Below are 9,191 nucleotides of genomic sequence, written 5' to 3'. Positions count from 1 at the left end.
ACATATCCTGACAGTCCAGCGCTAATGTGAATTCCAGCGCCATTTTTGCGAACCTGTTTCACGCCGCAATCTCCTCGGCCTGAGGCTGCTGGGCATGCATCCAGTCGGCTGCGGCCTGGGCCTTGCTGGCGGCTGTGAAAATCGCACGTGGGTCATCCTTGAACACGCGCAGCCAGGACGCGACGTAGGCGGCGTGATCGGGCCTTGGGTGATGGGCGATACCGAGATCCGCGAGGACGAACGATGCGGTAAGTTCGGCGCAAATCTCCTCGATCGCGAGGCTGTCGCGCTTGAACCGTTCGGCGAAGTTGCGGTCGAGCCGGTGCTTTGCGCCAGTGGCGTGACCACATTCGTGCAGCAATGTGCCCATGTGGGCCGACGCGTCGCGGAATGTGGCAAAGGTCGGCATGAAAATCTGGTCGAGATCGATCCGGTAATGCGCGTCGTATGCCCCCTCGGTGACCGGAATCTTCAATGCAGAAACGAACGCCTCGGCGTGCGCGAACCGTTCGCTCTCGGGCAAGACCGCGACCGGCGCTGGCTCGTAGCCTTCCACCTGGGCGAGGTTGAACACTGTGAACGCGCGGGCGAACATGCACCCGGGGCCCGCTTCGCCATCGCAATGATCATCGTCGGCGCGCGATGTAGCCTGCTTCCAGAATACGACCGTGGTGCCGTGTTCCCCTTTGCGAACCTGCGCACCGAGAGCCGCCCACTGACGGTAGGTGCCCCACAGACCGCTGGAATAAGCAGCCGCTTCGGCAGCAATCCAGAGCGCCAGCACGTTGACGCCCCGATAGCGCCGACGAGAGGTGACATTCTGCGGCCGGGTGGTGGCCGCGCCGTCGTGATGCCACGGCATGCGCCAGTCACCGGCACCGGCTTCGATGGCATCAACGATCTCGGCGGTGATGCGTGAATAGACGTCGGCGCGCGCCGATGCTGGGTGGGATCGGGTCATGGCAGGTCTCCACGACGGTCGGAGGGAAACTCTCTCCCGCTCCTTCAGTCCGTCACCCGAAAACCAGCCTCCTCTTCCTCTCCCGCCACACCGGCATGCGGTGTGGCGGTACCGGGCACGATCTGAGCGAGAACTGTCTCGATCCTTGCGACTTCGGCCTGAAGCGTGACCCGCTGCGGCTCAGGAAGCCGCTTCTCGCGCAGCAGCATGCGCGCTTCGTCGGCCCCGCGCTGCCAGGACGCGCGATGCCGCGCGGTGAGGCAGGCGTTGGGGCAGCGGAGCGGTTCGCACATCGAAATCATCGGTGCTGGCGGGCCGGGCTGTGTGATCCGGTTGAGACACAGGGCCGTTGCGAGATCGAAGAAGCAGTCGGCCAGCGGGCCGACATGCAGTGTTCGCGCGAGACTGGCGAGCATGGTGCGCAAGCGCTGCCGATCGGCGATCATGGCGGGCAGCGGCGCCAGCTCGCTTGCGACGACATCGAGCCCGGTCCCGACGCGGTTCGCGGCAGGGCCACCCAAGCGGGCACCACCTTGCCGCTCGTCGAAATAGGCGAGGATGTCATCGATTTGGCCGAGCGCACGCTGGGCTTCAATCTCGCCGCGAAATCCCGACCGGCTGCTTCCAGCATAGCCTTCGAAGGCGGCAACACTGGCGTGCTTGTACTGAATCATGCCGGCGATCGTCCCGAAGGGCCGGTTGGCGATATGCCAGGCAATCGTGCGGCGGAACTGACGGGTGGTCAGCCGCCAGGGTGTGCCATCGGGTCGTGGAGGAATCACCGGCGCATCAGGCGATCCAAACTGCTGGTTGAGATGGTCACGAAATCGGTTGAGCTGGCGGACGATCTCGGCAGAGACATGAGTCTTGGTATTGGCGCGAAGTGACAGCACAGGCCAAAGCGTCGTAGTGCCCCGCGCTCGTCCGGCCCGCTCGGACAGCTGCTCGAGCACGGCGATCGCGTCGGCAACGGGCGCGATCGTAACCCACTCCGCTTGTTCTCCGCCTCCGCGCTTGCCCTTGTACGCGACCGACTTGATGCGGTGACGCAATATAACGCCGTCTTCGTCTCTGACGATGGATAGGCAACCACGCTTCATTGCCTGGATCTCGCTGTCGCGCATACCCGACAGATAGGCGCAAACAATATAGGCTGCGGACTGTAGCATGACCTCTTCCAGGGCCAATGCCTTGACATCGAACCGGCTGCGCCAGGGCTGACGGGTCCCGGGATCCACGGCGATCGGTGCATCCATCCCCCCGACTTCGGTGCCGAGTTCCGTGATGGCGGCGGCGATCAGGTCTGGTGCACCGGTCGTCAGACTGAGGTGCATGGCGGGCTCTGCCTGCGCATCGACGCCGGCGTGGAGATGAAGGAGATGGTAGTTGATCGGTGGCAGGTGCTCGCCGGTCAACGGATCGGTGCGGACAGCAGCGTTGTACAAGCCGGTCCAGATGGGAACGCCGCGGCCCTGCCGCCGCAAGCCCGTGAGGTATGCGGTCAGCCGTTGCCGTTGCCGCGCGCGGCGTTCGCCCTGATCGAGATGAGCCTCGCGCACAATCAATCGGCTGCGCCTGGCTTCGAGACGCTCAAGCTCCCGGCGCGCAGCGAAAATGTCGGGCGCGAAGTGGGTCACATAGCGCAGCGACCATGCCAGCAGCGGCGTCATGATCTCTTCGGGAATGCGCGGCGTCCGGTTCTCGCCAGGGATGTACCGGGCACCGGCGACCGAGAACGGGCTGCGCCCGGGCCACGGATCGATACGAAGACGAGCCGTTGGAAGGTGGCGGCGCAACTCGTGAAGGTCGAAGATGACGCGCAGCAATACTGCGACCGCAACCGGACGTAGCCCCTCACGGCGCTTCGAACGGGCAAAGCGGTCAAGCAGAGACTGATCGACCCGCTCAAGATCGAAGCGCCCAAGGTCGGCCTTCACGAAGTTGAAGAAAAGCAGAGCCCGGTTGGCCTCACCCCGCACCGCTGCCGGCTGAAGCCGGGGGCGATGGCCCGGCAGATCGACATTGAGCCGCGCATGGAGAAACTGGCGCAGGGCATCGGCAATGGCTGGGTCTTCGATGCTGCCAAAATGCACGGTAACATGGCAGCGCCTGGCGTTATCGCGAAAGACGCCCGGCGACAGGTCCCAGGTCTGATCGCCGTAACGCGAGAGATCGGCGCGGTTGTAGCCAGGCCGCAACGGAACCGACATGAGTACGGGAAGCGTCTCGCGCGCCCCGTCGTCATGGGCCGGCAAGGATACGGCAGTCATGCCCGAGCCTCGGGCGGCAGATAGACAATGGGATGCTGGGCGGCGAGCCGCGCGTGAGCCTGAGCCACCGCGTCATCGCCAAAGGCAGGCAGGATCTGGCCGACGATGCGTTCACGGGCGTGACCAAACTTGGCCGCCCACTCGTTCGTGTTCATGCCTGCGCGCTGCTCATCGATAAAGGTGAGAAACGCGAGGATCGCTGGCAACTTGCGCGCAGTGATCACCGCGTTTTTGCAATCGAGGCAGCCCCAGAACGGCGTGGGACATGGAGAGCCGACAGCTGCGGCAAAAGGGCTTGCGTAGAACCCGCCGCAGCTCGCCAGCCATACGTCCTGTTCTCCGTCGAGCACGGCAACCGATGGCGCATCGGCAATCTGGTCCGCGCCTGCGGCTCGACTGCGCAGATGATCTTCCTCGGAGGGAGGAATGACTCGGGGACCGGCGACTGCCTCCTCGAGGGCGTCGGCGACGGTCTGCTCATGCAGGGGTCTGAGCGAGGGAACATCGGCATAGTGCCGCGCTGCGATCTCGATCGTGTGGCCGACGGCGAACCGTGCCATGTGCCCTTCGGTCTTGAGATACCAGAGCGCCTTGTGCGTTTTACGGAGGCGGGACAGGCGCAGATACAGCGGTCTGCCCGCGTCATCGGCAATGGCGTGGCGTATGGTCCATGCATCGATGGTCGAGCGCGGATGGCGAATGCCGTGGACGATCTCACCGGTCTGGTAATAGACCCACAGGCAATCGCTGGAATTATGGGCCCGCGCGCTTGCCGAGAGTGCGATGATGCGCCGGATCAGCCCTCCCGGCGTCGACGAGGCACCGTCTCGCACCCTGATGGTCTTGTGTTCGGCGCCATGTGCGCGAAGCTTGGTGTAAGCGAGCTCCACCGTACCGCCCGAGGCGTTGCGCAAACAATCGACGGTCAGCGTTTTGCAGCACTCGAGCTCAAGCCCGGTCTCCAGCGAAAGCAGGACCAGCAGCGGCACGATATCGACGGACGTCAGGTAATGAGCGCTGTGCAGCGTCATGCTGAAATCCGCGTTCCAGAGGCCGCGCTTCCAACGCCTGGCATAGAGTGCCATCCACTCAGGGTCGCGATGCCTCAGGACCCCACGCGCCTCTATCGCGGCGTGCGCCTTGCGGGCAGTTGCCTCGATCTCCCGAATCTCGCCAAAGCATGGGCCAGCCCGCAATCTGGCCTGGATCGCGACCAGATCGATGCGGGCCGCGTCGCGGAGCTGGCGGGCAACGAACGGGCTGTAGGCGTCGCGTGGGCGTGGCGGGGCGTAAGGTTGCGAGCTGACGTAGCGAAGCCGCTCACGCAAGCCCGCCTCGATGACATCCGGCTGATCGGAAGCGATCCGGCGAAGCACGGAAACGACCTTGGCGACAAAGGTCGGCGCGTGGCCCCGCGACCTGCCCTGAGCTTCGAGCCACGCTTCGTATCCATCGATGTGGCTGGCTCGCAGGTCGGCCGGCCCGGAGATCCGATCACCAGTCCCGGCAAGATAGGCAAAGAAGCTCGGCAGCTGGGTCATGTATGTCTTGATGGAGGAGCGAACCGCTACGGGCCCGCGTGGAGCGACCAGCATGAACAGGCCTCGGGCAAAGGCGAGTGCCAGTCCCCGTGGGTGCAGTCTGGTGAAATCGACAAGAACCTCGCCCCCATACGGCGGGGCGATCGTGAAGCGCAGCGTGCTGATCTGCAGCCATGGATCGGCCTCGGGCTCTGTGGTCTGGCCCTCGAACCCGACCTTGCGACCTTTACGAGGAGCGGCGGTCATGGCCGGAGATAGCCCGGCACACGCGTAAGCAACTCTTCCACCGCCGCATCGACGGTATCGGCACGAGTGGCAATGTGATCGAGATAGATCGACGTGGTGGCAAGGCTGGAATGGCCGAGCAGGCGTTGCACCTGCTGCAGCGGATCACCGAGCAACTGGCGATAGCCGTCCATGGCGCCTGCCGGTGCAGCAACTTCGCCGAGGCGCCGCTGGATCAGCATCGCCAGCATGTGCACGGCGAACGAATGCCTGAGCTGATGGGGGCTGACGCGAACGGAAAGACCGGCATCCGTGCATCGACGGCTCGCCCGGGCAAAGATCGCTTCCCACGAGTTGGGCAGCACCGGTTGCCCGACCTCGGTGAGCCAGAGGACTGCCGCCTCACCTGGCGTGCCATCGTCGGCACAAATCACGAGCCTGGCCCGTTCATCCGGTGTGACGACTTCCATATCCATCATGCCGCCGCCCACGAGGTGCAAAGCGGTCGGTGCGGTGGGTGGGCGGTGTATGAAGATCGGGCGGTCGATGGCCTCCCAACCTCGACGTGAGGCGAACTTGGCCACCGCCGATGCGCGCTCGACCGCAATGTATGCATCGAATGCGGGCAGCAGGCGACGCGGTAGCAGCATGGTCCGGCCCCGGTCGCCCTTGGTCAGGGCCGCCGGCAGTTCTACCCGGCGTTGGCGCTCTACACGAACATCGCTGCCGGGAATCTCCGCTGCGAGAAGGAAGGAAGCTTCCTCGAGACGCAAACCGGTGGTGACCAGCAGGTCAGCGAACAGCGCGTTGCGTGCACCATTGCGGTCGCGCGCTCCCGGGCGCTCAGCTCCCTCGACGGTCAGGCCGCGCAGGCCGACGTCTCGGAATACATGGTAGGCGGGAAGATCGACGAAGCGCACATCGGACCGGCGCGCAGCCCGCTCATAAGCTTCGTTATGCCCGGCGATGGCAGCGCGCCGACCGCCGTGCGATCTTCGCCAGATCTGCCGATGGGTGAATGGCGTACGCTCGACCAGGCCCTCGCGCTCGGCCCATCGATAGAGCTTGTCCAGCGATGCAACCGCCCGGTTCCACGACGAGGCTGATATCCGGAACTCGGCGTCACTACGCCGGCGTGCCCGATGATACGCACCGACATCATCGGTATCGGCTTGCCAGACGGTCTTGCGGCGAGCCGAACCCAGAAACCGCAACCAAACCAGGACATCGTAGCCGTGTGCCCGCAGCGAGTGGCGCGAACGCGCGCCGTTGAGCGGCAGATCGAGGAAGTAGCGATCGAGGTCAGGATCATAGATCGTACCATCGCGCAGGATGATCGGAATGTGGGCGTCCAGTCCATCTGCTTCGCGGCGTTCCTGGATGGAGATCGGTTCTTCTGAAATATCCACAGCTTGCCAGTCCCTCCCCCGGACCCCCTCCCGAATCCAGAACGCACCCATTGCGCGCCTGCGGGACGGTGGTCATCAGGCCGGACTACGCCAGCTTATTGGGAGCGCTTCATCCGGCCTGATGCCCCCCTGCGTCGCGCCCGGACGATACCCTTCAATGAAGCGTTAGGCACGGTGCAGACTGTCCAGATAAAGGGTAGGGTAGGCGCGGGACACCTCGTCGAGGATATCCCTACGCCCCCCTCCGAACCGGACGTGCGGCTTTCACCGCATCCGGCTCTCCACTCATGCATGCTTCCTTGGTGGTCTGGTGTAGGGTCGATAGCTGTGTGCTGCCTCATGGCAGTCGGTGCACAGGACGATCCGTTTGCGCGTGCGCGCGGACCGCATGTAACCGAGGATGTCGGCCTCACGCCGTAGATCACTTAACCGCCGGAGATGATGCACTTCGCATGGCTTGGTGTCGCTGCCGCAGCGCTCGCAGACGCGGGCGTTGAGCCGTTCAACCAGTTCCGTGCGTTGGAAGACGAAGGGCGTGTAAGGCACCACATCGAGCGGGCCGTACCGGAGCACCTTCATTTCCAAGTCCATCAGCTTCCAGAGCTTCAGTGATCTCGGCTTACCCTTGACCTCGTACCTGACGTAGTAATCCTGCCCCTGTCGCAGCTTGCGAGCGATCCGGGTCGACGTACTCTTATGCTTGTCGGCGAGAGTGCAAAGGAAGCTCTGGAAGGCCAGTTTAGCAGCCTTGTTCAACTTCCTCTTCACGTCGCAGGCGAGGGCATAATAAGTCGCAAAGCCACGAAGCTCGGCATTGTAGGCGGCAGCGATTTCGACATCGCTGGCATGAAGCAGCGCGGGTCGCCGCGTCGGTCTGCAGGCGTCATAGTCGCCCCAGCCCTTCGCATTGACGAACTTCAGCACCTTCTCCCTTGGCACACGCAGCCGCATGCGATCCTTGAGTCCACGTCGAACGACCCGGCGGCTGCCGAAGTTCGCTTTGTGCGGGTGGGGATGGCATTCGGTAAGTATGTCATATCCAAGGAAGCGTGCCCCGTCCGAAGCATGATGTATTCCGCTCTTCTCCTCCGAGACCGCCAGCTTCAGAGTTTCGGACAGGAACATCCTGACGTCGTCCATTATCTGGCAAGCCTCGGCCTTGCTGCCGATTACACCGATGAGGAAGTCATCGGCGTATCGACAGTAGCGAAGACGGCGGTAGTTCGGATCGAAGCTGTCGGTGGCCGGAGTTCTCCGGAGTTCCGCGCTTTGTCGACCGATCTCGTCGATCATCGACGCGACCTTGCCGTTGTCCGGAGCTTCGCTTGCGCGTTGCGCCTCGACACGGCGACGGAGTTTGGCAACACGACTGCGATAACGGCGATATTCCGTCGTCTTCGTTCGTTTGCTGCCCCTGTTAAAGCCTAGGATCTTGTTCTGCATCCACTCATCAAGTTCGTGCAGGTAGACATTGGCCAACAAGGGTGAGACGATGCCCCCTTGCGGGGTTCCGCTCAGCGTGCGGTGGAACCGCCAGTCCTCCATGTAGCCTGCCTTGAGCATCCCCCGGATCAGGGCGATGAACCTCCGATCCGAGATGCGCTTTTCCAGCAGGCCAAGAAGGATGGCATGATCGATGTTGTCGAAGAACCCGACGACATCGACGTCCACCAGCCACTTCACGCCCGTCCAGACGGCTTGGACGCTTTTCAGCGCCGTGTGGCAGGACCGGCCTTCGCGGAACCCATGGCTTTCTTCATGGAAGATCGGCTCATAAATTTCGTTGAGCAGTATCCTGACCACCTCCTGGACGAGTCTGTCCTCCGTGGTCGGTATGCCGAGCGGCCGTTTCCGACCGTCGGCTTTGGGTATGTAGACTCGACGTACAGCAGCGGGCTTGTAGGTTCCTTCCGCCAACCGGGCGATGATGGAGCTGACCTTTTCGGGCGAGTAGCCGTCGAAGGTTTTGCCATCTATGCCGGGAGTCATCGCGCCCTTGTTGGAGGCGATTTTCTGATAGGCCTGATCCCAGAGGATCGGGCTTTTCATCAGGCGGAAGAGTCCGTTGACCCGCCGACCCGACCGAACCACGGTCGGGAGTGATCCAACAGCTCTTTCAACGGTATCTGGCAGCATTAGCACACCTCCGTGATTGATTTTGGATCGCATAAGCTGCCGCCCTTCCCCCGGTCGGTGAGGTTTTCGCGCAGATCACCCTGCCCTTATGCCTTCGACCGTCCACCGTTGCCGGTGGCTGTCCCGGCCATTACGCCGGGCATTTGAGTAATATGGCGGCTCCGTGCCCATACAGGCCGCTGACCGAGGTCACCGCCTGCTGTAGGGCATCCTGCAATTACACGAGTACGAGGATGCGACGTGGTTAGGCGCCCTGTTCGTTCACTTGCCCCTCCATACAGAGGATGCGTCGGACAGGCTGGCTACCGAAGGACTCAACACAGATCCTTCGGCCTTGCGGACGGTGTAAACGCGGCACCGCCCGACTGTCCGAGATATCGCGTCAACCGTTCTGCGATACCACCTCGGGGATTGGTCGCTGCAAACTGGGGTTCAAGCAGTGTAGCTTTCGCCATACACGCCTTGCCCTGACCCTCTGCACCACAAACGGTTTCGATGCTTTGGGCCTTGCTCCGAACATGCTGTTGTCCCCCGCCCCTTTCGAGGTCGCAACCATTACTGGTCGAGGTTAGTCCGGTGGGCACAGGTCGTACCAGCTGACCTGGCTATGTTGTCATAGCACCTCCTTACTCGCGCCGTTACAGCGCAC

Annotated in this window: 5 protein-coding genes; all 5 read right to left on the bottom strand. The window is 63.0% G+C overall.

Translation table 11 applies throughout. The features are described from left to right. Positions 1-58: 58 nt before the first annotated feature. On the bottom strand, positions 59-961 hold the full coding sequence (locus H7F49_RS18485) for an ArdC family protein (RefSeq protein WP_185685041.1): 903 nt from the start codon (positions 959-961) through the stop codon (positions 59-61). A gap of 44 nt (positions 962-1,005) precedes the next feature. Then, the gene (locus H7F49_RS18480) at positions 1,006-3,231 is read right to left on the bottom strand and encodes a site-specific integrase (RefSeq protein WP_185685040.1); all 2,226 of its coding nucleotides are present in this window, start codon (positions 3,229-3,231) and stop codon (positions 1,006-1,008) included. Continuing rightward, entirely contained in the window at positions 3,228-5,018 is a 1,791-nt protein-coding gene (locus tag H7F49_RS18475) for a hypothetical protein (protein WP_185685039.1), read from the bottom strand. Before H7F49_RS18475 ends, H7F49_RS18480 begins: the two co-directional genes overlap by 4 nt. After that, the gene (locus H7F49_RS18470; RefSeq protein WP_328806860.1) at positions 5,015-6,406 is read right to left on the bottom strand and encodes a tyrosine-type recombinase/integrase; all 1,392 of its coding nucleotides are present in this window, start codon (positions 6,404-6,406) and stop codon (positions 5,015-5,017) included. The genes H7F49_RS18475 and H7F49_RS18470 overlap by 4 nt, the downstream gene beginning before the upstream one ends. A gap of 285 nt (positions 6,407-6,691) precedes the next feature. Next, positions 6,692-8,455, bottom strand: coding sequence for a reverse transcriptase domain-containing protein (locus tag H7F49_RS18465; RefSeq protein ID WP_235982337.1), 1,764 nt, complete (start codon positions 8,453-8,455; stop codon positions 6,692-6,694). Positions 8,456-9,191 lie beyond the last annotated feature (736 nt).

Origin of the sequence: Novosphingobium aerophilum, from assembly GCF_014230305.1 — a bacterium.
Lineage (GTDB): Bacteria > Pseudomonadota > Alphaproteobacteria > Sphingomonadales > Sphingomonadaceae > Novosphingobium > Novosphingobium aerophilum.
This window is presented reverse-complemented; position numbering and strand designations above follow the sequence as displayed.